The following is a 26,180-nucleotide window of genomic DNA, read 5'->3' as shown; positions in this document are numbered from 1 at the left end:
AAAAAAATGTAAGAATTTACGTGATTAAGTGATTATTGAAATTTTACGAAAACCTTGTAGTAGTTGAGATTATGGAAAAATTATTGGATTTCTTTATAATGACTAAATTTAAATTGCACTTATTTATACCTACAATAGAAAAAATATAAAAAAAATGATAAAATCTTATTAATTATGGGTTTTTAAACCTATAATATGAAAATTTGATGTGATAAAAGTCTGAAAACTTGTAAGACAAATTCATATTTAAGCTTCATAAAACTTGTAAGAAATATATTTCAAAAAAGAATCTTCAATACTTTTCAAGCTTTATTAAAGGATCTTTTAAAATATACAAAGAGAGACCGTATTTATAATAAAAAATATAAGTCAGAATATATTTATTCTAACTTATATCATTTAATCTTTTAAAAAGTGATATAAAAATGCATATTTATATAACACCTCATCAAACCAATCGTTAGTTGTTAAAGCAGAACCATGTCCTTTTCCAGGAGTAACATACATTAAATATAAAGATGTTGGATTGGCTTTTTCTTGAAGAGTTGCCAAAAACTTATATGTGTGTAAAGGCGGTACTCTATCGTCACTATCTCCAGTCATGACTAAAAAATTGGGGTACTTAACACCCGCATTAATATTATGTAATGGAGAATAGGATATTAAATTATTAAAATCATTTAAATCTGTTACAGCCCCAAACTCTTCTATATTGGTGGTTACAGAGCCAACTGTATACTTGCCAAAACGTAACATATCGTATGGTCCAGCCTCTGCAACAACCGCATTAAATAAATCTGGCCTTTGTAATGCAGCACTACTCACTAATAAACCTCCATGAGAACCACCATTACTTCCCAAATGTTGCGGACTAGTATAATTTTGTGCAATTAAATATTCTCCAGCAGCAATAAAATCATCTATTGCATTTTGTTTATTTATTCGTCTTCCAGCTTTACCCCAATCAGATCCTCCCGCACCTCCTCCTCTTACATTTGGAATAGCAAGTATACCACCATGTAGTAACCAAAGTGCTTTAGATTCATCAAAAGCAGGTGCAACTGTAATTCCATATCCACCATATCCATAGAGTAAGGTAGGATTTTTACCATTTAATTTTGTATCCTTAAGACAGGTAATATACATTGGAATTTCTGTACCATCTTTAGACTTGTATTTTACATATCGGGTTTCTAATGACTCAGGATCGTAAGGCACAGACACTGCCACACTAGGTTTAAAAGACAAATCTTTTAAAGACAACTCATATTCAAGATCTGGATGATAAAAAGATGAAACATAAAAATTAGTTTTTGTGGCATCTTCATTATATTCATAAAGCCCTTTAACACGCTTCCCTTCTGGAAAATCTATCTTATTAAGCAATTTACCTTCTAAATCAAAAAATAAAGCCAAGTCTCGATTACCATTTTTGTAGATACATACAATCTTGTCTTTACCCAAACGGTTAACCTCCAACAAACGTACATCGTATTCTGGAACAAGTTCTATAGGTTTATTAGGCACGCTTAAATCAGACAACAATACTCTACCGTTTGGTGCTCCCCAATTGGTATACAATACTACTTTATCTCCAAAAGCGTCCTCAACATTAACAGTAATTTCTTCATCTTTTGGATAAATAAGAAAATTATTAAGATTTAAATAAATCGAATCCTTTTTTGCAACTGCCAATGCATTATAGCTTTTTCCTTTGTGCTTGTAAATATTATTGAAAAACAACTTATCATCTAGTTCTTTAAATCTAAATGTATTTACACCAGAACTATCACTACTTGTAAGCACGACTACATCTTGATCTTGCGAATCTCCAAATTTATGATAATATAGTTTTTGCCCCTCTGCACGGTCTAAAAGCTCCTGACCTGCTTTTGGTGGTGTATATGCATCGTAATACAAATTCATTTTATCCCAAATTACCTGACTCCCGATTCTCAAATTTTTTAATGAACCATGTAATTGCTGACCATTTTTTAAGTTGAAAAAATATAACTCTTGCCAATCTCCCCCTCTATGAGATAAAGTTACTGCAAGAATATCATAATCTTCATTAACATAATAATTACGAATTAATATGTTATCATCTCTATCTTCCATATAATCTTTGGTGTCTACCAAAGTAAGAAAGTTACCACGGTCTCGTAATCTATATAATAAGTTAGGATTGCTATTAGAATTTTGCACTTTAAATTTAAACTCATATTTCCCAGATAGGGAAGAATCTTTTTGAGTAAACCTATCTACTTCTTTATTCTTAACCCCATAATACATCGCAGATAATTGTGCCTTGAGGTCTATAGTTTTGAGATATTTGTTTTTTATTTTACTTGTAAATTTATCTTGAGCCTCCATCCAAATTGATAATCGTGGATCTTTTGGGTTTTCCATCCATTGGTATGGATCAGAAATTACAGTATCAAAATATACATCTTCGGTAGCAGCTTTGGGAGCTGCTTGATACTGATTTGCCTTTTGAGCAAAACTGGTGAGACTTAGCGTAAAAAACAACACTAAACAATAAGTGAATTTAAACATTAAAAAAGTAGGTTAGTAATATATATTTTGGTCAACAATATAAACATTCTAATTAAATTAGCACTTATTTAGTATACTATTATAAATTTAACACACGCATATTTGCATAATTACTAATGTCTTAAAACAAAAAAGACCAAGAGCATTTACAAGCACACTTGATCTTTAATTTATTAATTTTTCTAGTGACCGCGAAGGGATTCGAACCCCCAACCCTCAGAGCCGAAATCTGATATTCTATCCAGTTGAACTACGCAGCCATTATTCCTGTATTCACAGGAATTTATTATTTATAATTAAGCTAATTTAGCTTTAACGATAGTAGATATGGTTTTTCCGTCTGCCTTACCAGCTAATTCTTGGTTAACAATACCCATTACTTTTCCCATATCTTTCATTCCTTCTGCACCTACTTTTGCAATAGCATTATCCACAACTTTTTCAATAGCGGCTTCGTCTAATTGTTCTGGTAAAAACTGGCTGATAACTTCTGCTTGAGCCAATTCAGGCTCTGCTAAATCTAAACGGTCTTGCGCTGTAAAAATAGCAGCACTATCTTTACGTTGCTTCACTAATTTAGACAAGATTTTGATTTCTTGTTCTTCTGTAATTTCTTCTTTAGAGCCAGTCTCTGTTTGCGCTAATAGCAATTCAGATTTCACCGCTCTTAAAGCTGCTAAAGCTGTTTGGTCTTTTGCTTTCATAGCAGCTTTCATAGCTGTCATGATATCTTGTTGTAAACCCATAATTTAAATTTGCTGCGAAGATAAAAAGAAAAACCCAAAAAGCTCATAGAGATTTCGGGTTTAAACTTAAAATATTAATTGATTTTATATCGATTAATTAATCTACATTATCATGTAAAAATGAATTATTGCTTCTTAACTGAATATCGTTATTATCGTCTACACTTAAGCTCGTTCCAGACATATTATTTTCTGATGAATGCTGAGTTTCATCTAAATTCACACCTTGACGCTTATAAGCTGGCACTTTCTCTATCTCTTCAATTTTAGAGGTATTGAATTTATAATTGAAATCCTTCATTTTTCTTCGACGTTCTGCAGCTCTTTCTTTAAGCATTTCAGAAATAGGTGTATTCATTGGGTCGATAGGCTCTGAAGGTGTTGGCGGCACAGATTTAACTGGTTCTTTTGGTACGTCTTTTTTAACAAAACTTACATCTTGATTAAAACTGTTTAATGTTTCATCTTGAACAGGTTTTGAAATGTGTTTATGCGCAACTGGTTTATCTTCTTCCTCATAATCATCTAATGCATATCTTACCTCGCCTTGCTTACCAGATTCTGTTACATTAATTAACTCTACATATTCATTTACAGGAGCGTTTTTAACTTCATCTGTATCTTCTAGAGCATGTTTAATAACTTCTGGTTTTTCTGAAGACTGACTCTTGTTAGCCTGTAGAGGCATATCAAAAGTTAATGTAATTTGCTTGTCATCCTCTTCTACAGGTACAGATGGTGTAGTTTGTGCTTTAACTTCTGTAAACACAAATTCGTTAGCATCAATATCTAAATTTGTAAAATCGTCTAATGCAACTTCAATATTTTTTATTGCTTCTGTTGTTGGAACAAGATCTGATGTATTAGTTGGTTTTGGTGTCTCCTTTTTAACTGGCGCATCAAAATCTTCTAAATCGTTTAAATCTAAAGTATGTCTTACTACCTCTGGTTTTTTCTCTACTTTTAATTCGATATTAGGCGTAATAATTGCAGGCTCACGATCTACTTTAGAAGACTCTTGTTTATCTAAATTTTGTTCTTCTTCTAAAGAGTGTACAACTTTTTTAGCTTCGGTATTAGATATTTCGTTTTGCTGATCTAAATTAAAACCCGTAGCAATAATTGTTACTGCAATAGACTCATCTAATGATTCGTCTTCACCAACCCCCATAATAATATTCGCACCATGGCCAGCTTCATTCTGAATATGATCGTTAATTTCTCCAATCTCGTCAATAGTAATCTCCTGAGCACCAGAAACAATTAGCAACAGTACATTTTTAGCGCCTTGAATTTTATTATCGTTTAATAATGGAGAGTCTAATGCTTTCATAATAGCATCTTTCGCTCTGTTTTGACCAGATGAAATAGAAGATCCCATAATTGCCGAACCACTATTACTTAACACTGTTTTTGCGTCACGTAAATCGATGTTTTGCGTGTAGTGATGTGTAATAACTTCAGCAATACCACGAGCAGCTGTGGCTAAGACCTCGTCTGCTTTAGAAAACCCAGCTTTAAAACCTAGGTTACCATAAACTTCACGAAGTTTGTTGTTATTTATTACAATTAATGAATCGACTACCCCACGTAACTTTTCAATTCCTTTTTGAGCTTGTTCGTTACGCATTTTACCTTCAAATTGAAAAGGCATAGTAACAATACCCACAGTTAAGACATCTAAATCTTTTGCCATTTTAGCAATGATTGGTGCAGCTCCAGTACCTGTACCACCACCCATTCCGGCTGTTATAAAGATCATTTTTGTATTGGTATCCAACATACGTTTTAAGTCGTCGTAACTTTCTACAGCAGATTGCTCTCCTATTTCTGGGTTAGCTCCTGCTCCTAATCCTTCGGTTAGGTCTAATCCTAACTGTATTTTATTAGGAACTCCACTGTTTTGAAGCGCTTGTGCATCTGTATTACAGATTACAAAATCTACGCCTTTAATGCCTTGTTGGAACATGTGGTTTATAGCGTTGCTACCACCACCACCAACACCAATAACCTTAATGACATTTGATTGGTTTTTAGGTAAGTCAAATGAGATACTTGCGAATTCTTTGTTGCTGCTCATAAATTCTTTTTTACTGGTTTCTTTTATTCTTAACTTTAGTCTTTACTCTTAATCTGTTGCAAGATTTTTAATAACATCCTGCCTATCTTTATTATTATTCTGCGTTGTCCAAAAAATCTTTGATCTTGTCTGTAAACTTGTCCAAAAAATTCCTGCGTTCCTTTCTTTCTGGTTGCGCTTTTTCTTTTAGCTCTTCCTTTTCTTCTAGAACCTCTTCAGATATCGTTTCTGGTTGTTTAATTTCTACTTCTTCAATTTTTTGAATTCTCGCTTCGCGTTGTTTACGTTCTTGATGTTTTAATCCATCTAATACTAGTCCAACACTTGTAGCATATAAAGGGCTTGTAATATCTTCATTACTATCGCCAGCTAAATGCTCGTTAGGATAACCTATTCTGGTATCCATTCCTGTAATATATTCTACTAACTGTTTTAAATGTTTTAATTGCGCTCCTCCTCCTGTTAAAACAATTCCTGCAATTAATTTCTTTTTTTGTTCTTCGTGACCATAGTTTTTTATTTCTAAAAAAACTTGTTCTACGATTTCGACAACACGTGCATGAATGATTTTAGATAAATTTTTTAGTGTAATCTCTTTAGGTTCTCTTCCTCGTAATCCAGGGATAGACACAATTTCGTTATCTTTATTTTCGCCAGGCCATGCAGATCCAAATTTTATTTTTAATAATTCGGCTTGCTTTTCAATAATAGAACAGCCCTCTTTAATATCTTCTGTTATAACATTTCCGCCAAAAGGAATTACTGCTGTATGACGAATAATACCATCTTTAAAAACTGCTAAATCGGTTGTACCGCCTCCTATATCAATAAGTGCAACACCGGCCTCTTTTTCTTCCTGACTTAACACTGCATTTGCAGAAGCCAAAGGCTCTAATGTTAGACGCTCTAAATCTAAATCTGCACTTTTAATACAGCGTCCAATATTTCTAATTGACGAGACTTGCCCAACTACAACATGAAAATTAGCTTCTAAACGCCCACCATGCATACCTATAGGTTCTTTGATTTCTGCCTGCCCGTCAATTTTATATTCTTGTGGTAAAACATGAATAATTTCTTCTCCAGGTAACATAACCAATTTATGTACTTGATTAATTAATTTATCAATATCGGTTTCATCGATTACGGTTTCAGAATTTGGCCTTGTAATGTAGTCACTGTGTTGTAAACTACGAATGTGTTGTCCTGCAATACCTACTGTAACACCTTCTATTTTATTACCTGCAGAAGCTTCTGCTTCTTGAACAGCCTGCTGGATAGACTGTATAGTTTGTGTAATATTACTCACGACTCCGCGGTGCACACCTAAACTTTTAGAGCGCCCTATTCCTAAAATTTCTAATTTTCCGTAATCGTTTTTACGACCAATCATGGCCACAATCTTTGTGGTCCCAATATCTAATCCAACTGCTATATTATGTTCCATAGTTTAGTTTTTGGTGCACACCACTTGGTTATCGAATTGCAAATTAATAATCTTATAATCATCAAGAGTTTCCTCTTTTAAAGCTTTTTTATAAAATACTTTCAGATTATTTATTTTTTTATCTAACTGATTTAAATCTCCTAAATACACGTCAAACTGGTGTTGCCTTAACTTTAAAGACACGTTTAGATTTTCTTTTTGGTGAATTTCTACAACATGAGTCTTTAAAAAAATATCATTATAAACTTTCTGAGCAATTTTAAAAATATTACTCAAATTATTTTCATCAATATGTCCTACTACGAACGGTACTCTTGCCGTATAATTTGACGATAATGGCATATATTTACCTTCGTCATCAATATAGTAAGATGTATTGTCCAATACACGAGCAATAGGTTCTTTCTGTTCTATATCAGCAGTTAACAAACCATTTATATCTACATAGACTTCTGCCGATTTGATTAGAGGGTTAGAATTCAGGGCTAATTCTAAAGTATTCAAATCTAAAATTTCTTTATTCAAATTTAACACCTCTTTCTCGTTTTGTATTAACAAGTTACTAACATTTTCATGAGTAATATATAGATTATTGTCTCCTTGAAAACGAATTATGGGTTCAGACACTTTTCTATGTCCATTTCGCACAGAAGCGAATGCAAATAGAAATACAAGTAAACCCGATAACAGGAACAATTTTACATAACCCCAATCTATTTTATTTGCCATGTAGTGCTGTTTTTATGCGTTCAACCTCTATACCTATATCTCCGGCTCCCATTGTAACAATTACATCTGCTTTGCTCGCCTTTATTTTAGAAATAAGATCTGATTTTAAAACCAGTTTCTTATTTTCAAGTTCTATTTTACTCATTAACCACTCAGATGTAACTCCATCAATCGGAACTTCTCGAGCTGGATAAATATCCAATAACAATACTTCATCAAATTGAGATAATCGTTTGGCAAAATCATCTGCAAAATCACGTGTTCTCGTGAATAAATGTGGCTGAAATACAGCTAACACTTTTTTCCCCGGATACATCTCTTTAAGCGCTTCATAAACGGCATTAATCTCTTCTGGATGATGTGCATAATCGTCTATAAACACCAAATTTTCTGTTTTTATTTGGTATGTAAAACGTCTTTTAACCCCTTTGTATAATGCTAAAGCATTGGCGAGCTGTGGGTGAGGGCAACCATACTCGACAGCCATCGCCAAGGCTATTAATGCATTCGACAAATTATGTCTACCAGGTAGGTTAAATTTAAAATTTTCTAAAATGGTTGTTGGTGTTTTCATATTAAACACATAACCTCCATCTTCAATTCTTATATGTTGTGCGGTATAATCAGAATCATCTTCAATACCGTAAGTTATTCCATCTATAGGCAAGCCATTTTTCACAAACAGTATGCCATTATCCTTAATCTTATTAGAAAATGCAACAAACGATTCTTGTAACACTTCTGCTTCGCCATAGATATCTAAATGATCTGCATCCATAGAGGTTATACAAGCAATATCTGGCGACAACGTTAAAAACGAACGATCAAATTCATCCGCCTCAACTACAGAAACTTCTGTGCCCTTAGAAATATAATTTGAGTTATAATTTTCGCTTATACCTCCTAAAAAACCAGTTACTCCAACATTACACTCATACAATAAATGCGCTAATATGCTTGAAGTTGTAGTTTTTCCATGCGTACCAGCAACAGCCAAACAAAATGTATTTTCTGTAACTAATCCCAATACTTCTGAACGCTTAAGAACACTAAAACTCTTATTATTTTTAAAGTATACCAACTCCATATTATCTGTTGGTACAGCTGGTGTATACACCACTAAAGTGGTATCGTAATTTAAAAATGGTTCTGGAATATTTGCAATTGAATCTTTAAAATGAACAGCAATACCTATAGTCTCTAATGCACGAGTGACATCACTAGGTGTTTTATCGTACCCAGCAACATGCTTGTTATTAGCTTTAAAATAGCGAGCCAAAGCGCTCATACCTATTCCGCCAATACCAATAAAATAAACGTTATCTATGCTGTTTAAATTCATTTAAATATTTAATAATTTTTCTACTTCGTTAGCAATATCTTTTGTGGCATTTACTAATGCTAGTTTTTTAATATTTTCACTTAAAGCGTTTTGCTTTTCTTTAGATTCTATTAATTGAGAAAATTTATTTTCAAAATCGACATCTAAATCACTTTCTTTAATTAAAATAGCAGCTTGTTCTTTAACAATAGACATGGCATTTTTAGTTTGATGATCTTCTGCTACATTTGGTGACGGAATAAATATAACCGGCTTACCCACTATACATAATTCTGAAACCGAACTTGCACCTGCTCTAGATATTATAACATCTGCAGCAGCATAAGCAAAATCCATATTATTTAAATACGCATGCACCTGAACATGTTTTGTATTTCCATTAATTTTATAAGCTTCGTAATACAACTTACCACATTGCCAAATAATTTGCACATTGCGGGTTTGTAAGTAATCAATTTCTTTTTCTATTAATTCATTTATTCGCTTAGCCCCTAAACTACCGCCTAAAATCAATAAGGTCTTTTTTTCTGGCACAAGTTTAAAAAACGCCAATGCTTCTGCTCTTTTAGACTGTATATCTAACAACCCTTGACGTACTGGGTTTCCTGTTTTAATAATCTTATGTTCAGGAAAAAATCGTTCTAAACCATCGTAGGCTACACATATTTTCTGAACTTTTTTAGATAACAACTTATTTGTTACACCTGGAAACGAATTTTGTTCTTGTATTAAACTCGGAATTTGTTTTCCAGCTGCTACATATAATAATGGACCACTAGCAAAACCACCAGTACCAATTACCACATCGGGTTTAAATTTTTTAATAATGTTACGTGACACAAATAAGCTGCTAATTAACTTAAAGGGAAACATTAAATTTTTTAAAGTCAGCTCTCGCTGAATACCTGAAATCCACAAACCTTTTATATCGTAACCCGCATGTGGCACTTTTTCCATCTCCATTCTATCTTTTGCACCTACAAAAAGAAACTTAGCATCTGGGTGACGCTGTTTTAATTCGTTGGCAATGGCAATCGCTGGATAAATATGTCCGCCGGTGCCTCCTCCTGATAATATGATACGATACGTTTTACTCATTATATTGCTTCCGATAAAATTTCTAACGGATTTTCTTCACCTATTTCTTCTTCTTTTGCTGAAGTTTGACTTCTAGCACTTACACTCAAAATAATTCCTATCGCCAAACAAGTCATCCAAATTGATGTTCCTCCACTACTAATTAATGGCAATGTTTGTCCGGTTACAGGAAACAACTCTACGGCAACGGCCATATTTATTAAAGCCTGAATCACTATAGGTAAACCAACACCAAGCACCACGAGTGTACCAAAAATGGTTTTCGCATGATGCGAAACAATAATGACTCTAAACAAAAACCACAAATACACTACCATTAAAATCACCCCACCTATTAAACCGTATTCTTCAATAATTATAGCATAAATAAAATCTGAAGATGATTGTGGTAAAAAGTTTTTCTGAACACTTTTTCCTGGTCCCACACCCTGAATACCTCCAGATGCTATAGCAATCTTTGCTTTTTCTATCTGGTAATCCTCTTCGGTATCTTCTCCATTCGAGAAGTTTTCTATACGACTCATCCAAGTATCTACACGGTTAGGCATAGCATCGGGAAAAGCTTTTGCTACCAAAATAAATAATGTTAAAGACAACACGCCTAAGCCCAATATTAAACCTAAATATTTAATAGGATATCCTCCTAAAAACACTAAAATTAACACCGTTAAAAAAATTAATGCTGCTGTTGAAAAATTGGCTGGCAAAATTAATATAAGCACTAAAAAAACAGGCATCCAAAGTGGTAAAATTGACTCTTTTAATGTAATAGGTTTATCTACCATTTTAGACATATAACGCGCTACGTAAACCATTAATATTACTGAAGCAAAAGTTGATGTTTGAAACGACATTCCTACAATAGGAATTTGAATCCATCGGCTAGCATTTGCTCCTTCAATTGTTGTACCCTGAAACATCGTTACACCTAATAACACCAAAGCCACAGGTATAAAAACCATTGATAACCCTCTTAAATAACGATAAGGCATAAGATGTACAGCATACATAATAAAAAACCCCACCCCTAAATGCACAAAATGTTTTAAGAAAAAAGCAAAAGTACTACCGTTACCACGCATATACGCCAAATTACTTGCCGCGCTATATACCGGTAAAAATGAGAACAATGCTAACAATGCAGCAATGGCCCAAATGGAACGATCTCCTTTTAATTTTTTTAAAAACTCTTGCATTATAAATTTCTTACAGCTTCTTTAAATTGTCTTCCTCTATCTTCGTAATTTTCAAACAAATCAAAACTAGCACATGCTGGAGACAACAATACATTATCACCTGCTTCTGCTATTTTATAAGCAATTTTCACTGCTTCGCTCATGTATTGTGTTTCAACAATTACATCAACCATGTTACCAAAGTTTTGCAACAACTTTTCGTTATTTACACCTAAGCAAATAATTGCTTTAACTTTAGTATTTACAAATGAATATAATTCTTCATAACTATTCCCCTTATCCTCACCGCCAACAATCCAAACTGTAGGTGCTGACATGCTTTCTAAAGCATAATATGTAGCATTTACATTTGTTGCTTTTGAATCGTTTATATATTGGACCTTGTTAATTTTTAAAACATGCTCTAAACGGTGCTCTACGCCTTGAAAATTCTCTAAACTCTCACGAATAGTTTGCTTTCTTATTTTTAATAAGTGCGCCACTGTTGATGCAGCCATTGCATTTTTAACATTATGCTTACCTTCTAATGCTAGGTCTCTTGCTGACATAATTATCTGGTTATTATCTATTGTTATTTTAATATTTTCTTTTTCTAAATACGCACCATTTTCTACAGGTTTTACTAGTGAAAATGGCAATAATTGAGATTGTACTGGATGCCTTTCAAGCCAATCTACTAATACGGGGTCATCTGCATCATAAATCAAGTAATCTTCTTTTGTTTGATTCATTGCAATTCTAAATTTTGAAGCGATATATGCATCAAAATTATAATTATACCGATCTAAATGATCTGGTGTAATATTGGTTATTACTGCAATATGTGGTTTAAAATCCTGTACGCCATCTAATTGAAAACTACTAATCTCAAGCACATAGTTTTTAAAATTGTATTCTAAAACTTGTTTCGCAAAACTATCCCCTATATTACCTGCCAAACCAACATCTAACTCCTGATTAAGGATGTGGTAGGTTAAACTAGCAGTTGTTGTTTTTCCATTACTTCCAGTAATTCCAACTATGGTTGCTGTTGTAAATTGCGCTGCGAATTCTATTTCAGAAATTACAGAAACGCCATTTTCAATTAACTGCTTTACCAACGGCACTTTGTCTGGAATACCTGGGCTTTTCATAACCACATCTGCATTTAGAATTTTAGCTTCCGTATGCTGTAATTCTTCCCAAGCAATCTCATGATGTATAAGAACGTTTTTATATTTGTCTTTTATTTTTCCTTTATCAGAAACAAACACATCAAACCCTTTTTCTTTTCCTAAAAGCGCTGTGCCCACACCACTTTCTCCTCCACCAAGAATAACCAACCGCTTCATATTATCTAATTTTCAAGGTTACAACGGTTATAATCGCCAAAAGAATTCCTATAATCCAAAAGCGCGTAACAATCTTACTTTCGTGATACCCGGATTTCTGATAGTGATGATGTAAAGGCGACATCTTAAAAATTCGTCGACCTTCACCATATTTCTTACGGGTGTATTTAAAGTAACTCACTTGCAATACCACCGATAAATTTTCTGCTAAAAAGATCCCACATAACACTGGAATTAACCATTCTTTTCTAACTGCTATTGCTATAACAGCAATAATTCCACCAATTGTTAAACTACCCGTATCTCCCATAAACACTTGTGCCGGGTACGTATTGTACCATAAAAACCCAACTAAAGCCCCCATAAATGCAGCGATATAAATGGTAATTTCTTCAACACGCGGGATATACATAATATTTAAGTAATCTGAGAAAATTATGTTACCAGATACCCAAGCAAAAATTCCCAAAGTAAACACTATAATTGCAGAAGTTCCGGCAGCCAAACCATCTATTCCATCTGTAAGATTAGCACCATTAGAAACTGCTGTTATAATAAAAATGACAATAGGAATGAATAACACCCATGCATATTTTGCTAATTCTGGACTAATCCAAGTAATTAAATCAGAATAATTAAACTCATTCCCTTTAATAAATGGAATTGTTGTTTTAGTTGATTGCTCTTCTGCAGCGAAAAACTTCCCAGGTAACGCATTAGGATCCTCTGCTATAATCTCTTTTTGTTGTGCTTCTGGAAGCTTCTCTTTTATAGTTACATTCGGATTAAAATACAAAGTAGCACCAACAATAAGACCTAATCCTACTTGTCCTAACACCTTAAACTTACCTTTTAACCCTTCTTTATCGTTTTTAAATTTCTTTATATAATCGTCTATAAAACCAATAGTTCCCATCCATACTGTAGTAACTATAAGTAAAAGGATATAAACATTATCTAACTTTGCTAATAAGACCACTGGAATTAAAGTCGCTAGAATGATAATAATTCCACCCATAGTTGGCGTTCCTGCTTTTTCAGTTTGTCCTTCTAAACCTAAATCACGAATAGTTTCTCCGACTTGCTGACGTTGTAAAAAACGAATAATACGCTTTCCATACACTGTAGAAATCATTAAAGACATCAGGATTGCAACAGCCGCTCGAAAGGTTATAAAACCAAACAACGAAGCTCCTGGGAACTGATAATGTTTCTCTAAATACTCGAAAAAATAGTATAGCATATTATTTCTCTAGCTGTTTTAAATATTGATTTACAATTTCGAAATCGTTAAAATCGAAACGCTCTCCTTTTATATCTTGGTAAGTCTCATGACCCTTACCTGCAATTAATATTATATCGTTAGGCTGCGCTAATTGGCAAGCTGTTTTAATAGCTTGTCTTCTGTCTGAAATAGACATTGTTTTTTTAAAATACATAGGCTCTACACCTTGTTCTATTTCTTCAATAATAGCATTAGCATCTTCAAACCTAGGATTATCACTTGTAAACACCACTTTGGTACTCATAGCAGCAGCAATACGTCCCATTTTAGGGCGCTTGGTTTTATCTCTATTTCCTCCGCAACCCACAACAGTAATTAAATCTTCATTTTTAGTTCTAATACTGTTTATCGTTTCTAATACATTTTGTAAAGCATCTGGCGTATGTGCATAATCTACAATGGCTGTAATTTTTGAATCTGAAATTAAATACTGAAATCTTCCGGTCACACTTTCTAATCCACTTATCAATCTTAACGTTTCATCATTTTCTAAGCCTAGCAATTCTGCTACACCGTAAATGGCCAATAAATTAGAAGCATTAAAATGTCCGATTAATCTAGACCAAACTTCATTATCATTGATTTTTAATAGCAATCCTGTAAATTGATTTTCTAAAATCTGTGCTCTATAATCGGCGTAATTTTTTAATCCGTAAGTATATTTTGCAGCTTTAGTATTTTGAAGCATCACTTCTCCATTTTTATCATCTACATTTACAAGCGCAAAAGCCGTTTTTGGCAACTGATCGAAAAATGTTTTTTTAACATCACGATACTCAGCAAATGTATTGTGATAATCTAGATGATCGTGCGACAAGTTTGTAAAGACTCCTCCTACAAAATGAAGCCCCTCTGTACGTTTTTGATGAATCCCATGCGAGCTCACTTCCATAAAACAAAACTCAACACCTTCTTGATTCATTAAACTTAAATACGCATTGATGTTTAACGAATCTGGAGTGGTATGTGTAGCAGGATACACCGTATCATTTATCAAAATTTTAACCGTTGAAAGCAACCCTACTTTATAACCAGCCGCTTTAAATAATTGATATAATAACGTTGCAATAGTAGTTTTTCCGTTAGTCCCTGTTACACCTACAAGTTTTAAATTCTCTGAAGGGTTTTGGTAAAAATTAGAAGCCATTATTGCTAAAGCCACTTTAGTATCTTCAACTTTAATATAAGTAACTCCATTTACACGCTGCTCTGGTATGTGTTCACAGACTACAACTAAAGCACCTTTATTTATAGCCGTTTCAATAAAACCATGACCATCCGCGACAGTTCCTGAAATTGCCACAAACACATCATTCAACTCAATTTTTCTTGAATCGAAAGCAATATTATTTACATGTATATTGGTTGCCCCAACAACAGTATCTATAGCTACTTTATATAATATGTCTTTTAATAAACTCACGATATCTTTAAAACTACTTTTTGATTTTTCTTCACTTTTTGTCCTTTAGGAATAGATTGCGATTTTACTTTTCCAAGACCATCCATCTCTACTTCCAATCCTAAATTCTCTAATAATGCTACCGCATCCATAACAGGTAAACCTATTACAGTTGGCATAATTGTTTTATAAGTTTGAGCCGTTTTATAAAACGTCTCAAATTCTTTGTCTACAGTTTCATCTACCACCTGAAGCGTATTTACCTCATCAATAATTGGAGTATCTGTAAATATTTTTTGAGCAATTCTTTTAAATACAGGTCCAGACACATCTGCGCCATAAAACCCTTTTTCTATACTTGGTTTATGTATAACCACAATACAAGAATATTTAGGATGATCTGCCGGGAAATACCCTGCAAAAGACGACACATAACGCTTATTCTCTTTCCAGTCTGCCATCCAGTATTCCGTCAGTGCTGTCCCCGTTTTTCCCGCCATAGAGAAGTACGGATTATACAACGTTTTTCCTGTACCGTGTTTTACCACATTTTCCAAAATTGCTTGTATTTCTTTTATCGTTTTCTCTGATGCAATTTTTTCATTAATAACCTCTTTATCAAACACCTCAATAGATTCATCTAATTCTTTTACACTATAAATAAAACGCGGCTTCACCATAACACCATCGTTGGCAATAGCATTATAAAACGTTAATGTTTGTAACGGAGTTAAATTTAAATTATACCCATAAGACATAGACGGCAATGCATTTCTACTCCATTTAGAATCTCCAGGCTCAGGAATCATTGGCTTTCCTTCCCCTTTGATAGGAATTCCTAGAGGCTGGTCTAAATGCCAAGATTTTAATCTGTTTATAAATTTCTCTGGGTTTTTTGAATAATTATCATCTATAATAGTAGCCAAACCAATGTTAGACGATACCTCTAAGGCACGCGCCACAGAAATTTCGCCAAACCCACCATGATGAGAATCGGTAATGGAACGCCCATAAAAACGTTTTGACCCTCTTTTGGTATCTATAACTGTAGATGTATCTACAACCTTATCTTCTAGAGCTGCCATTAAGGCCATAACCTTAAACGTAGAACCAGGCTCATGAGATTCTCCTACCGCATAATTTAGCTTCTCATAATACCCACCACTATTTGTTCTTCCTAAATTAGAAATAGCTCTTATGGCTCCAGTTTCCACCTCCATAACGATTACACAACCATGTTCAGCTTCATAATATTCCAATTGTTTTAACAAAGCATGATGTGCAATATCTTGTATATTTACATTAATGGTTGTATACACATCGTACCCATCTTTAGGCTCTACTTGATTGTAATCTGCAATAGGCTTCCACTGTCCTTTTCCTATATTTTGCTTTAAACGCTTACCATCGGTTCCGCGCAAATATTTCACTCCAAATGCACCATCAATACCTGGACGTGTAACATTCCCTTGATCGTCTATTCGCTCATAACCAATTGTACGCTCCGCCATACCTCCCATTGGATGTTCGCGTTTTGTTTTTTGTTCCACAATAAGCCCACCTTTAAAAGCTCCTAGGTTTAAAAGCGGAAAATTGCGCAAACGGATGTAATCTGAATACCCAATATTTCTGGCAATTAAATAATACCTATTTCTATTTGCTCTTGCTTTGCGCAATATATTCTGATAATAACTTGAAGGCTTACCTGTAAATGCATGAAGCGAATCACACAACGGTTTTAAATATTTTTCAAAGGTTTTAGAAGTTGGAGTAACCGCATCAAAACGGATGTCGTATTTAGGCACTGATGTTGCTAACAAACTGCCTTCTGAATCATAAACATTCCCTCTATTAGCAGGTATAGTAACAGATTTTATTGTACGTTTTTCTGCCAGACTACGATATTTATCTCCATCAACAAATTGAATCGTACACAATTTAAAAAGTACAGCCATGGCAAAAATAAACATACATCCTGCCACAAAATACAATCGGTTTAATATGTTCTTTTCGTTTGTTGCCAAGTTTGAACTCTAATTTTTAATATTTACTTTAATTTTTTTTGGTGGAATTTCTGAAGGCACCAAACCCTTCTCAGACATTTTTTTTACTATTGACGATTCCATTTTAATCCGCATTAAACGGGATCGACCATCTACAAAAGCAGACCGCAACTCCTTAACTTCATCGCCCAACCTTGCTATTTCATGCACTTTCCTATCTGCACTGTGCGAACTTGCTATCATTATAAAAGCCAAAAACGACACAAACACAATAATTCGCCAGTTTTTAAACGAATCGTCGCTAACAAGAAACTTGCCCTTAAACAAACTATAAGCACTTTTTCTCATATCTTTTCTGCAATCCTAAGCTTAGCACTGCGCGCTCGATTATTGTTTTTTATTTCTTCAGAAGACGGCACAATTAAACCGCCTACTTTTTTTAATGGTACTTCAAAATTTCCAAAAACATCTCGCTCAGGCTCACCTTCAAACATTCCATTCCTAATAAAACGTTTAACTAGTCTATCTTCTAATGAATGATAACTTATCAAACTCAATCTCCCCTGAGGCTTTAAGACTTCTGGCATTTGCAATAAAAACTCTTTTAACACCTCTATTTCCTGATTCACTTCAATACGAATCGCTTGATATATCTGTGCTAAAATTTTATTTTCATGCTTAGGCGACAAAAACTTTTTTAAAACCGCTTTTAATTGATTACTTGTTTTTACAACCTCTTGTTCACGAGACTCAACAATTAATCTTGCCATAGCTGGTGCTGCACGCAACTCTCCATATTGCAACAACACTTGCTTTAGTTGCTCCTCATCATATTCGTTTATAACATGATAAGCTGAAAGCTGACTTTTTTGATTCATGCGCATATCTAACTCCGCTTCAAAACGTGTTGAAAAACCACGTTCTGCAACATCAAATTGATGAGACGACACTCCAAAATCTGCCAAAACCCCATCAACCTGCTTTGCACCATAAAAGCGCAAAAACCGCTTTACATATCTAAAGTTTTCATGAATTAACTGAAAACGATCATCTTCTAAAGCATTTTCAAGAGCATCAGGATCTTGATCGAAAGCAAACAATTTTCCGTTTGGCCCCAATCGTCTTAAAATCTCTTTACTATGTCCGCCACCACCAAAAGTCACATCTACATAAACACCGTCTTCCTTAATATTAAGACCATCTACGGTTTCTTTTAGCAATACCGGGTTATGATATTCCATATGCTTCATCGTCTTGTCCCATAACTTCTTCAGCTAAATCTGCAAAATCATCAGCTGAGCCACTTATGCTTAATTCATATTTATCTTTATCCCAGATTTCAACAATATTTACAGCCGAAGCCACAACAATATCTTTAGAAATACCTCCAAAAACTGCTAAGTCTTTAGGTATTAACAACCGGCCCGTACCATCTACCTCTACCATTTTTACACCTGCAGTAAATTTTCTAATAAAATCTACATTCTTTTTTTTAAACCTATTTAGCTTATTAATCTTCTGCATTAGCACATTCCACTCCTGCATTGGATACAATTCTAAACACGGATTAAACACCGATCGTTTTACCACAAACCCATCTTGCAACACGGCACTCAACTGCTTTTTCAACGAAACAGGAAGCATCATTCTGCCTTTCGCGTCTACTTTACATTCGTATGTACCTATTAATGAGTTCAAAACAGATTTTTAGAATTAGATTCTTCAATTGTCAAATATATTGAAAAATATACCACTTTTTACCACATTATACCACTTTGTTGATAAGTTTATATTGAAAGTTTATATAAATTAGGGTTTAAATACACAAAAAACCGCTTAACACCTGACTTAAAATATATTAGAGAAGCAGAATAATTACTTATTTTACTATTAACATTTAATCTTAAAAAGTATTTAAGCTGAGCAGGATTAAATAGGTCTTTATAAAAATGAAATACCTATATTTGTTTGTTGATGATAATGACAAATTAATGACGCATCGCTTAAAAAAAGAAAAGAATTTTAGCTACTTAGAAGTGGGTGAAGGACAACCTATAATTGTATTACATGGTTTAATGGGTGGATTGAGTAACTTTGACGCAGTCTCTGATTACTTCAGTACTAAGGGTTACAAAATAGTAATTCCTGTATTGCCTATTTACAGCATGAGTTTACTAAAAACAAATGTAAAAAGTTTCGCAAATTACCTGCATGATTTTATAGAATACAAAGGATTTGACAATGTTATTTTACTAGGAAATTCCTTAGGTGGACATATAGGCCTATACCATACAAAACTGTTTCCTGAAAAAGTAAAAGCATTAGTTATAACTGGCAGCTCTGGTTTGTACGAGAGCGCTATGGGAAGTGGTTACACTAAAAGAAGTGACTACGAAGTTATCAAGAAAAAAGCTCAAGATGTTTTTTACGATCCTGCAGTAGCCACAAAAGAAATAGTTGATGAGGTTTACGAAACGGTTAACGACCGTAATAAACTAATTAAAACGTTAGCAATTGCAAAAAGTGCTATCAGGCATAATATGGCTAAAGATTTACCTAACATGAATATTCCTACATGTATCATTTGGGGTAAAAACGACAATGTTACGCCTCCAGAAGTTGCTGTAGAATTTGACAATTTGTTGCCAGATTCTGATTTATATTGGATTGATAAATGTGGACACGCAGCGATGATGGAACATCCTGAAGAATTTAATAACATACTAGATGCATGGCTTAAATCTAGAGCACTATATTAGTTAATAATTATGCAAATTAAATCGGCTGAGTTTGTAATGAGTAATTCGGATGTGTCTAAATGTCCGAAAGACAGAATTCCTGAATACGCTTTTATCGGGCGTAGTAATGTTGGAAAATCGTCGCTTATTAACATGCTTACTAACCGTAAAAGTCTTGCCAAAACCTCTGGAAGACCAGGAAAAACACAATTAATAAATCATTTTTTAATTAATAACTCGTGGTTTCTTGTTGATTTACCTGGATATGGATACGCCAAAGTATCTAAAAGCGCAAAAAAAACTTTCCAGAAATTTATTACGCAATATTTTAATAAAAGAGAACAATTAATATCTGCATTTGTTTTGGTTGATATCCGCCATAAACCGCAACCTATCGATTTAGAATTTATGGTTTGGTTAGGCGAGCATAACATTCCGTTTTCTATTATTTTTACTAAAGCAGATAAACTAAAACCCATGGCTATAGAAAACCATGTTAATGATTACCGCGATGTTTTACTTGAAACTTGGGAAGCTATGCCTAATTACTTTATAACGTCATCGTCTAAAGAAATTGGGAAAGAAGAATTACTACACTATATTGAAGATACCAATAATAATCTTAAAATAGATTAACTTTTAACATCTAGTGCATCTCGCAAAGCATTTCCCATTAACATAAATGCCATCACCAAAGACATAATACAAAAACCAGGAATAATAGCTAAATACGGTTTTCCGAGTATAATATAATTATAATGATCTTTAATCATAGCTCCCCAACTTGCCATTGGTGGCTGTGCACCAATTCCTAAAAAGCTTAGCCCGCTTTCTATTAATATGGCAGATGCAAAGTTAGCCGCACAAATTACAATTATGGGCGCCATAATATTTGGCAAAATGTGTTTAGAAATTATTCTATAATCTGTATAACCTAAAGCTCTAGCAGCCGTAACATATTGCATTTCTTTTGCACTAATAATTTGTCCTCGAGCTACACGAGCCACTTCTACCCACATGGTTAAACCCACGGCTATAAATACTTGCCAAAACCCTTTACCCAATGCTAATGTAATGGCAATTACCAATAACAAAGTAGGAATAGACCATGTTACGTTAATTATCCACATAATAACTGCATCTACTTTCCCACCATAATAGCCCGCAAGACTTCCTAGAGTTAAACCAATTAATACAGAGATAAACACAGCTACAAAACCAATAAAAAAAGATATTCTAGCCCCAACAAGTACACGACTTAAAACATCTCGACCATATTTATCTGTACCTAAATAAAAGGTTTTTGTAGTTACTAATTTTGCTTGTTCTTTATCAGAGTATAGATCTAAATCTAATTGTTTTTCTTCACCTATCAATCCATCTGCAGCATACTCTGTATATAATAATGTATGCTCTTTAATTTGGTATTTAGAAATAGGCACTTCTGTCTCGGTATTCACTGTTCCAAAAAACAACTTATCGAAAACATTTTGGGTGTTTTTAATTTCTGATGGAAGAGTTAGCATATTTACAGTAAAGCCAGGAGCTTTAGAATGAATAGACAAATGCATTTGGTTAGCATATTGAGAATGGTCTGGAGCCAAAGCATATGCAAAAATTGCAACTAACCCTACTAAAAAAATAAAAAAGAAACTAAAAACGCCCCAGAAATTGCGTTTAAATTTCTGGAGCGCTAATTGTTTTAAAGATTGAGTTTTACCACTCATTTATTATTTAATTTTTAGAAGAATTAACTTTTGGCGAATTTTTAGGTGCCGCAGCTGCTAGTTCTTCTTTTATTGCATATGCATTTTTTAAATCTTCAAGTACATTAACCGCCTCTTCTACATATACATCTTGCGTTAAGCTCTCGTGCCAACGCTCACGTTTTTCTCTTAAAGTAGAATCTTTTGCAAACAAAGCTTCTTCATAAGGTAAAGACGAATACGTAAGGTTTGATTTATAATCGGCTATTTTTTCAAAACGCTTAGCTTCTTCTTCATTTAAATCTAGCTTCTGTTTATACTTCTCATAATTTAAATTAAATGTATTTTCATCCATTTTAGATTTAATCCATTTTGCATTATCTGCAATTAAATTAAGCTGAGAATTATTACTCATACGCTCTTTACTTTTCTGTATCGTTGTATCGTAGTCAAAATATCCATTCCATAAGGTATAATCTGCAGGAGCTATTTTATCCCATGGTAACGGATTTTCCTGATCTTTCTCTCCTATATCAATAAAACTATAACGATCTGGAACAACTACATCACTTTTAACGCCTTCTAATTGTGTAGAACCACCATTAATTCTATAAAATTTTTGTGTAGTTAACTTAAGTGCACCTAAATCTCCATTACTATTATTACGCACCATACGATTTAAGTCTAATACATTCTGTACTGTACCTTTACCATACGTTTGTTTACTACCTATTATTATACCACGCTTGTAGTCTTGCATTGCTGCAGCTAAAATTTCAGAAGCTGAAGCAGATAATTCATTAACCAAGATAACAAGTGGACCATCCCATTCTATAGACTCGTCTTTATCTCTTAAAATTTCTTTAGGTTCTCCTGTAGAGCGCACTTGTACAATAGGACCATCTTTAATAAATAATCCTGCCATATCTACAACAGTTTGCAAAGATCCTCCACCGTTATTTCTTAAATCTAAAACAAGACCTTGCATACCTTCTGCTTTCAATCTATCAATTTCAATTTTAATATCAGAAGCGGCATTTCTGCTATTATAATCTTCAAAATCAACATAAAACTTAGGAAGATTAATAACTCCATATTTTGTATTATTTTTAGTTACAATAGATGATTTCGCATAGGTTTCTTCAAGTTCTACAATGTCTCTTACAATTGTAATTTCTTTGGTCGACCCATCTACTTTTTTTACGGTTAATATTACCTCAGTACCCTTAGGACCTTTAATGTATTTAATAGCATCGTCTAAACGCATCCCAACAATGTTAACAGCTTCTTTCTCGTCTTCTTGGCGTACTTTTAAGATAGCATCTCCAACTTCCAATTCTTTACCTCTCCAAGCAGGCCCTCCAGAAATTAGTTCCATTATTTTAACATTATCCATTTTCTTTTGCAATCTGGCACCAATACCTTCTAACTTACCAGACATTTGCTGGTCAAATCTATCTTTGTCTTCTGGGGCAAAATAAAAAGTATGCGGATCGAAACCTTCTACTACAGCATTTACATACATTGTAAACCAATCGTTACGCTCTAAATCGTCTATATAATCTGTATAATAATTATCTATAGATTTTAAAGTTGATTCTCGAGATTCTTTTTCAATCTCTGCTTCAGACTTTAATTTGTAGTCGGGATCATTCTCTTTATTCTGACGTTCTTCTGTTTTTAAATCATCATAATTAGAAATGGTAGAAAACTTTAGTTGCTGTCTCCAACGGTTTTTCATCTCTTTCTTAGAATTTACGTAAGATTTATTTTCATAATCTACATTAAATTCTTCGTCTATAGAATAATCAAAAGGCTCTGCTAAAATGGCTTTATAAAGCACTTTAGACTCTTCCATTCTTTGTAATAATCGTTCGTGAGTAATATCAAAAAAAGTTATATCGTACGCTTTTAGTTGATCGTCTAAATTATATTTATACTTTTCAAATTCTTTAATATCCGATTCGTAAAAATATCGTTTTAAGGGATCTATAGCATCTAAATAATTATCGTATACTTCTTCAGAAAAACTATCATCTAATGCCTTAGGGTCGAAGTGACCACGTTCTAATACGTAAGTTATAACTTGAACTAATAATTTATCCTTGTCTGGATCGCTAAAAGTTTTAGTGGTAAAACTGCAAGAAGCCGAAGCTAATAACAATAATAATACTAAATATCTGTAATTCCTTTTCATAAGCCTATAAAAATGCATCGTATATTTTTCACTAAAGTAGAGAAAAAACTATGCCAATAAAAATCCATATAAGGTAATTTTTTGTTAAACTGAACAAAATCGAAGTTTCAGTCATATTTTATGTATTTTAGCATAGCTATTTTAAAACACAAAACATGTCTAAAAAGCCACTCATTTTAGTTATTAATGACGATGGTATAACTGCCCCAGGAATTAGAACTTTAATAAAAATAATGAACACAATTGGGGAGGTTGTTGTAGTTGCTCCCGATAGTCCCCAAAGCGGAATGGGACATGCCATAACGGTAGATTCTACTCTCTATGTTGAGAAAGTAACCATCGATAACGGCCCTCAAAAAGAATACAGCTGCTCAGGAACTCCAGCAGATTGTGTAAAATTAGGTGTACGAGAAATTTTAAAACGCAAACCAGATTTATGTGTTTCCGGAATAAACCACGGCTCTAACTCTTCAATAAATGTAATTTATTCGGGAACTATGAGTGCTGCAATAGAAGCTGGTATTGAAGGAATTCCGGCTATTGGCTTCTCTTTACTTGATTACAGTTGGAGTGCTAATTTTGAACACTCGGAATCTTTTATAAGAAAAATTACAACAAATACTATAGCTCATGGCTTACCACAAGGTGTAGTTTTAAATGTAAATATTCCTAATGTTCCACAAAAAGACATTAAAGGCATTCGTGTTTGCCGACAAGCACGCGCAAATTGGGTAGAACAATTTGATAAAAGACAAAGCCCTATGGGTAAAGATTATTATTGGCTTGCTGGAAAATTTGAAAATTTAGACCAAGGTGAAGACACAGACGAATGGGCTCTAGAACATAATTATGTATCTATAGTCCCCGTACAATTTGACCTAACAGCATACCAAAGTATAAAACAAATTAACACTTGGAATTTAAATGATTAAAAAAGAAGTTTTTATAGGATTTATTGTAGGCGTAATAGCAAACCTCATGGGATTACTTTTGGCCGCTTTAATACTTGGCCAAGGAGATGATATTATAATGGTGATTAAAGCTGCTGCTGCAGAAGATTTTTTAGGAAAACTAATTAGTATAGGTGCCGTTTTAAATTTAGCAGCATTTTTTATTTTTATAAAAAAGAGACAAGACTATAGAGCAAGAGGTGTCATTTTAGCTACCGTTTGCATTGCTGTTTTTACTTTTATTTTTAAATTTTTATAATGAAATATTACATTATTGCAGGAGAAGCTTCGGGCGATTTACATGGTGCTAATTTAATGAAAGCACTACAAGAAGTAGATACCAATGCCAATTTTAGGTTTTGGGGAGGAGATCTCATGCAAAATGTTGGAGGCACTTTAGTAAGCCATTACAAAGAACGCGCTTTTATGGGCTTTGCCGAAGTTATAACTAATCTATCTAAAATTTTAAAAGCCATTTCGTTTTGCAAATCTGATATTGCAACATATAATCCTGATGTTATAATTTTTATTGATAATTCCGGATTTAATTTACGTATTGCAAAATGGGCAAAGCAAAATCATTACCGTACAAATTATTATATATCGCCACAAGTTTGGGCGTCTAGAGCTAGTCGTGTTAACAAAATTAAACGCGATATAGACAATATGTATGTAATTTTGCCGTTTGTAAAATCGTTTTACGACAGGTATAATTACGATGTTACTTTTGTAGGCCACCCTTTAATTGATGCTATTGCAGATAGAAATCAAGTTGATGAATTTGTCTTTAGGAAAGAACACAACTTAAACGACAAACCAATAATTGCAATTTTACCTGGTAGCAGAAAGCAAGAAATAAAAAAAATGCTAACAGTTATGCTTAGTATTATTAATGACTACCCAGATTATCAATTTGTTATTGCAGGCGCTCCTAGTCAAGATTTTGAGTATTACCAACAGTTTATAAAAAACACAGAAGTGCATTTTATTGCAAATAAAACCTACGATTTGCTTAGCGTATCTTATGCTGCATTGGTTACCTCTGGTACCGCCACTTTAGAAACCGCTTTATTTAAAGTTCCACAAGTTGTATGCTATAAAGGCAGCTGGTTGTCTTACCAAATAGGAAAACGTATTATTACTTTAAAATATATTTCATTAGTGAATTTAATTATGGACAAACCTGTAGTTAAAGAACTGATTCAAGACGAATTTACATCCAAGAATTTAAAAAAAGAACTGAATCTTATTTTAGATCCTTATGAACGCACTAAGTTTTTTATTAATTATTACGACTTAGAAAAGAAACTTGGAGGTAAAGGCGCAAGTAAAAAAACAGCCGAACACATTTATAAAGCCCTAAATTAACCCCTT

At 33.5% G+C, this 26,180-nt stretch carries 22 protein-coding genes and 1 tRNA gene; 5 read left to right on the top strand and 18 right to left on the bottom strand.

The features are described 5' to 3' along the window. Positions 1-399: 399 nt before the first annotated feature. From FNB79_RS06460 to mraZ, 16 genes are all read right to left on the bottom strand, one after another. Complete coding sequence (locus FNB79_RS06460; RefSeq protein WP_143380534.1) at positions 400-2,556, bottom strand: prolyl oligopeptidase family serine peptidase; 2,157 nt, start codon at positions 2,554-2,556, stop codon at positions 400-402. Between the two features lie 186 nt (positions 2,557-2,742). After that, positions 2,743-2,816 (bottom strand) — tRNA-Arg (locus FNB79_RS06455). A gap of 36 nt (positions 2,817-2,852) precedes the next feature. Next, positions 2,853-3,302, bottom strand: a complete 450-nt coding sequence (locus FNB79_RS06450; protein WP_143380533.1) for a GatB/YqeY domain-containing protein — start codon at positions 3,300-3,302, stop codon at positions 2,853-2,855. Between the two features lie 97 nt (positions 3,303-3,399). Then, a complete protein-coding gene (gene ftsZ, locus FNB79_RS06445) occupies positions 3,400-5,382 on the bottom strand; it encodes a cell division protein FtsZ (protein ID WP_143380532.1) in 1,983 nt (660 codons plus the stop codon). A 94-nt stretch (positions 5,383-5,476) separates the two neighbouring features. Beyond that, positions 5,477-6,829: a cell division protein FtsA gene (gene ftsA / locus FNB79_RS06440; protein WP_143380531.1), complete on the bottom strand. Its 1,353-nt coding sequence runs from the start codon at positions 6,827-6,829 to the stop codon at positions 5,477-5,479. Between the two features lie 3 nt (positions 6,830-6,832). Next, positions 6,833-7,558: a cell division protein FtsQ/DivIB gene (locus FNB79_RS06435; RefSeq protein ID WP_143380530.1), complete on the bottom strand. Its 726-nt coding sequence runs from the start codon at positions 7,556-7,558 to the stop codon at positions 6,833-6,835. Then, positions 7,548-8,900, bottom strand: a complete 1,353-nt coding sequence (gene murC / locus FNB79_RS06430; protein ID WP_143380529.1) for a UDP-N-acetylmuramate--L-alanine ligase — start codon at positions 8,898-8,900, stop codon at positions 7,548-7,550. Before murC ends, FNB79_RS06435 begins: the two co-directional genes overlap by 11 nt. Next, positions 8,901-9,998 carry an undecaprenyldiphospho-muramoylpentapeptide beta-N-acetylglucosaminyltransferase gene (gene murG / locus FNB79_RS06425; RefSeq protein ID WP_143380528.1) on the bottom strand — a complete coding sequence of 366 codons (1,098 nt, stop codon included), beginning with the start codon at positions 9,996-9,998 and terminating at the stop codon, positions 8,901-8,903. Next, on the bottom strand, positions 9,998-11,194 hold the full coding sequence (locus FNB79_RS06420) for an FtsW/RodA/SpoVE family cell cycle protein (RefSeq protein ID WP_143380527.1): 1,197 nt from the start codon (positions 11,192-11,194) through the stop codon (positions 9,998-10,000). Before FNB79_RS06420 ends, murG begins: the two co-directional genes overlap by 1 nt. Further along, complete coding sequence (murD, locus tag FNB79_RS06415) at positions 11,194-12,525, bottom strand: UDP-N-acetylmuramoyl-L-alanine--D-glutamate ligase (RefSeq protein WP_143380526.1); 1,332 nt, start codon at positions 12,523-12,525, stop codon at positions 11,194-11,196. The genes FNB79_RS06420 and murD overlap by 1 nt, the downstream gene beginning before the upstream one ends. 1 nt (position 12,526) lies before the next feature. After that, positions 12,527-13,768: a phospho-N-acetylmuramoyl-pentapeptide-transferase gene (gene mraY / locus FNB79_RS06410; RefSeq protein ID WP_143380525.1), complete on the bottom strand. Its 1,242-nt coding sequence runs from the start codon at positions 13,766-13,768 to the stop codon at positions 12,527-12,529. A gap of 1 nt (position 13,769) precedes the next feature. Continuing rightward, a complete protein-coding gene (locus tag FNB79_RS06405; protein WP_143380524.1) occupies positions 13,770-15,233 on the bottom strand; it encodes a UDP-N-acetylmuramoyl-L-alanyl-D-glutamate--2,6-diaminopimelate ligase in 1,464 nt (487 codons plus the stop codon). After that, complete coding sequence (locus FNB79_RS06400; RefSeq protein WP_143382574.1) at positions 15,230-17,182, bottom strand: penicillin-binding protein; 1,953 nt, start codon at positions 17,180-17,182, stop codon at positions 15,230-15,232. Before FNB79_RS06400 ends, FNB79_RS06405 begins: the two co-directional genes overlap by 4 nt. 63 nt (positions 17,183-17,245) lie before the next feature. Next, positions 17,246-17,563 carry an FtsL-like putative cell division protein gene (locus FNB79_RS06395; RefSeq protein ID WP_143380523.1) on the bottom strand — a complete coding sequence of 106 codons (318 nt, stop codon included), beginning with the start codon at positions 17,561-17,563 and terminating at the stop codon, positions 17,246-17,248. Continuing rightward, complete coding sequence (gene rsmH / locus FNB79_RS06390; protein WP_143380522.1) at positions 17,560-18,456, bottom strand: 16S rRNA (cytosine(1402)-N(4))-methyltransferase RsmH; 897 nt, start codon at positions 18,454-18,456, stop codon at positions 17,560-17,562. The genes FNB79_RS06395 and rsmH overlap by 4 nt, the downstream gene beginning before the upstream one ends. After that, positions 18,443-18,913, bottom strand: coding sequence for a division/cell wall cluster transcriptional repressor MraZ (gene mraZ, locus FNB79_RS06385; protein ID WP_143380521.1), 471 nt, complete (start codon positions 18,911-18,913; stop codon positions 18,443-18,445). Before mraZ ends, rsmH begins: the two co-directional genes overlap by 14 nt. A gap of 293 nt (positions 18,914-19,206) precedes the next feature. Here mraZ and FNB79_RS06380 point away from each other — a divergent pair, with 293 nt between their 5' ends. Further along, entirely contained in the window at positions 19,207-19,974 is a 768-nt protein-coding gene (locus tag FNB79_RS06380) for an alpha/beta fold hydrolase (protein WP_143382573.1), read from the top strand. Positions 19,975-19,983: 9 nt separating this feature from the next. Continuing rightward, positions 19,984-20,589, top strand: coding sequence for a ribosome biogenesis GTP-binding protein YihA/YsxC (gene yihA / locus FNB79_RS06375; RefSeq protein ID WP_143380520.1), 606 nt, complete (start codon positions 19,984-19,986; stop codon positions 20,587-20,589). On the opposite strand, the gene FNB79_RS06370 is transcribed toward yihA, so the two are convergent. Together FNB79_RS06370 and FNB79_RS06365 are read right to left on the bottom strand one after the other, a co-directional pair. After that, positions 20,586-21,680 carry an ABC transporter permease gene (locus FNB79_RS06370; protein WP_143380519.1) on the bottom strand — a complete coding sequence of 365 codons (1,095 nt, stop codon included), beginning with the start codon at positions 21,678-21,680 and terminating at the stop codon, positions 20,586-20,588. The genes yihA and FNB79_RS06370 overlap by 4 nt on opposite strands. 7 nt (positions 21,681-21,687) lie before the next feature. After that, entirely contained in the window at positions 21,688-23,856 is a 2,169-nt protein-coding gene (locus FNB79_RS06365; protein ID WP_143380518.1) for a carboxy terminal-processing peptidase, read from the bottom strand. A gap of 155 nt (positions 23,857-24,011) precedes the next feature. Between FNB79_RS06365 and surE the strand changes: the two genes are divergently transcribed. Genes surE through lpxB form a run of 3 tightly spaced genes read left to right on the top strand, consistent with a single transcriptional unit; the run spans position 24,012 to position 26,174 of the window. Next, positions 24,012-24,788 (top strand): 5'/3'-nucleotidase SurE, encoded by a 777-nt coding sequence (gene surE, locus FNB79_RS06360; RefSeq protein WP_143380517.1) that lies wholly within the window; start codon positions 24,012-24,014, stop codon positions 24,786-24,788. Further along, the gene (locus FNB79_RS06355; protein WP_143380516.1) at positions 24,781-25,065 is read left to right on the top strand and encodes a hypothetical protein; all 285 of its coding nucleotides are present in this window, start codon (positions 24,781-24,783) and stop codon (positions 25,063-25,065) included. The genes surE and FNB79_RS06355 overlap by 8 nt, the downstream gene beginning before the upstream one ends. Further along, positions 25,065-26,174 carry a lipid-A-disaccharide synthase gene (lpxB, locus tag FNB79_RS06350; RefSeq protein WP_143380515.1) on the top strand — a complete coding sequence of 370 codons (1,110 nt, stop codon included), beginning with the start codon at positions 25,065-25,067 and terminating at the stop codon, positions 26,172-26,174. The genes FNB79_RS06355 and lpxB overlap by 1 nt, the downstream gene beginning before the upstream one ends. Positions 26,175-26,180 lie beyond the last annotated feature (6 nt).

This window comes from Formosa sediminum (assembly GCF_007197735.1).
Classification (GTDB): Bacteria; Bacteroidota; Bacteroidia; order Flavobacteriales; family Flavobacteriaceae; genus Formosa; species Formosa sediminum.
The sequence above is the reverse complement of the archived record's forward strand: the minus strand, read 5'-3'. Positions and strand labels throughout refer to the sequence as shown.

Bases quoted from the DNA above. Each gene is read 5' to 3' on its own strand.
- FNB79_RS06420 (WP_143380527.1), bottom strand. From the start codon at position 11,194: ATGCAAGAGTTTTTAAAAAAATTAAAAGGAGATCGTTCCATTTGGGCC.
- surE (WP_143380517.1), top strand. From the start codon at position 24,012: ATGTCTAAAAAGCCACTCATTTTAGTTATTAATGACGATGGTATAACT.
- murD (WP_143380526.1), bottom strand. From the start codon at position 12,525: ATGAAGCGGTTGGTTATTCTTGGTGGAGGAGAAAGTGGTGTGGGCACA.
- lpxB (WP_143380515.1), top strand. From the start codon at position 25,065: ATGAAATATTACATTATTGCAGGAGAAGCTTCGGGCGATTTACATGGT.
- FNB79_RS06435 (WP_143380530.1), bottom strand. From the start codon at position 7,558: ATGGCAAATAAAATAGATTGGGGTTATGTAAAATTGTTCCTGTTATCG.
- FNB79_RS06370 (WP_143380519.1), bottom strand. From the start codon at position 21,680: ATGAGTGGTAAAACTCAATCTTTAAAACAATTAGCGCTCCAGAAATTT.
- murG (WP_143380528.1), bottom strand. From the start codon at position 9,998: ATGAGTAAAACGTATCGTATCATATTATCAGGAGGAGGCACCGGCGGA.
- FNB79_RS06450 (WP_143380533.1), bottom strand. From the start codon at position 3,302: ATGGGTTTACAACAAGATATCATGACAGCTATGAAAGCTGCTATGAAA.
- yihA (WP_143380520.1), top strand. From the start codon at position 19,984: ATGCAAATTAAATCGGCTGAGTTTGTAATGAGTAATTCGGATGTGTCT.
- FNB79_RS06395 (WP_143380523.1), bottom strand. From the start codon at position 17,563: ATGAGAAAAAGTGCTTATAGTTTGTTTAAGGGCAAGTTTCTTGTTAGC.
- FNB79_RS06460 (WP_143380534.1), bottom strand. From the start codon at position 2,556: ATGTTTAAATTCACTTATTGTTTAGTGTTGTTTTTTACGCTAAGTCTC.
- mraY (WP_143380525.1), bottom strand. From the start codon at position 13,768: ATGCTATACTATTTTTTCGAGTATTTAGAGAAACATTATCAGTTCCCA.
- ftsZ (WP_143380532.1), bottom strand. From the start codon at position 5,382: ATGAGCAGCAACAAAGAATTCGCAAGTATCTCATTTGACTTACCTAAA.
- rsmH (WP_143380522.1), bottom strand. From the start codon at position 18,456: ATGGAATATCATAACCCGGTATTGCTAAAAGAAACCGTAGATGGTCTT.
- murC (WP_143380529.1), bottom strand. From the start codon at position 8,900: ATGAATTTAAACAGCATAGATAACGTTTATTTTATTGGTATTGGCGGA.
- FNB79_RS06400 (WP_143382574.1), bottom strand. From the start codon at position 17,182: ATGTTTATTTTTGCCATGGCTGTACTTTTTAAATTGTGTACGATTCAA.
- FNB79_RS06380 (WP_143382573.1), top strand. From the start codon at position 19,207: ATGACGCATCGCTTAAAAAAAGAAAAGAATTTTAGCTACTTAGAAGTG.
- FNB79_RS06355 (WP_143380516.1), top strand. From the start codon at position 24,781: ATGATTAAAAAAGAAGTTTTTATAGGATTTATTGTAGGCGTAATAGCA.
- ftsA (WP_143380531.1), bottom strand. From the start codon at position 6,829: ATGGAACATAATATAGCAGTTGGATTAGATATTGGGACCACAAAGATT.
- FNB79_RS06365 (WP_143380518.1), bottom strand. From the start codon at position 23,856: ATGAAAAGGAATTACAGATATTTAGTATTATTATTGTTATTAGCTTCG.